We start from the raw sequence: 275 nt of genomic DNA, 5'->3' as shown, positions 1-275 counted from the left end.
CATATAATCTGCTGCCTAATCTGACGGCGCTGGAAAACGTGGAACTGCCGCTTATTTTTTCCGGGGAAAGCAAGCGGAGCAGACGGGCACGGGCAAAAGAAATCCTGGAAAAAGTGGGGCTGGCGGAACGGACCCATCATAAGCCAAACGAATTGAGCGGCGGTCAGCAGCAGCGCGTCAGTATTGCTCGTGCTCTGGTCAACAACCCGGGCATCGTACTCGCAGATGAGCCGACGGGAAACCTCGACAGTACGACGGAGAAGGAGATATTGGCC

Annotated in this window: 1 protein-coding gene; it reads left to right on the top strand. The window is 55.6% G+C overall.

What is annotated here, in order from left to right:
• The coding region (locus MXD62_RS08615) for an ABC transporter ATP-binding protein (protein ID WP_248828863.1) at positions 1-275 on the top strand (275 nt) is incomplete at both ends.

Source organism: Frankia sp. Mgl5, assembly GCF_023242985.1.
Taxonomy (GTDB): domain Bacteria; phylum Actinomycetota; class Actinomycetes; order Frankiales; family Frankiaceae; genus Parafrankia; species Parafrankia soli.
The sequence above is the reverse complement of the archived record's forward strand: the minus strand, read 5'-3'. Positions and strand labels throughout refer to the sequence as shown.